Origin of the sequence: Pseudoalteromonas sp. P1-25, assembly GCF_001401805.1 — a bacterium.
Lineage (GTDB): Bacteria > Pseudomonadota > Gammaproteobacteria > Enterobacterales > Alteromonadaceae > Pseudoalteromonas.
The window spans coordinates 1-227 of record NZ_LKDW01000139.1 but is presented as its reverse complement, the minus strand read 5'-3'; the positions used below and the strand labels follow the sequence as shown (position 1 = coordinate 227).

The 227-nt window shown below is 51.1% G+C and carries 1 protein-coding gene; it reads right to left on the bottom strand.

Translation table 11 applies throughout. From position 1 onward, the window contains the following. Positions 1–227 (bottom strand): Ig-like domain-containing protein (locus tag AN393_RS20355; protein ID WP_161804184.1); only part of this gene is annotated, 227 nt, incomplete at both ends.

Below are 227 nucleotides of genomic sequence, written 5' to 3'. Positions count from 1 at the left end.
GCGGTGTTATCAAGTTCAACTGTATCCTCAGCTGTAACAGGGTTACCTGCTACATCGGATACGCTGGCTGTAGCGGTGAGTGTGCCGTCGTTTAATGCGCTTGCATCAATCGGGTCGGTAACGTATTCGCCGTTTTGTACAAGCGCCGTGGTTTCAACTTGGTTTGTGCCATCACTGATGATCACCGTCACGGTTTGGCCATCTTCTACATCGGTTACTGTCCCACG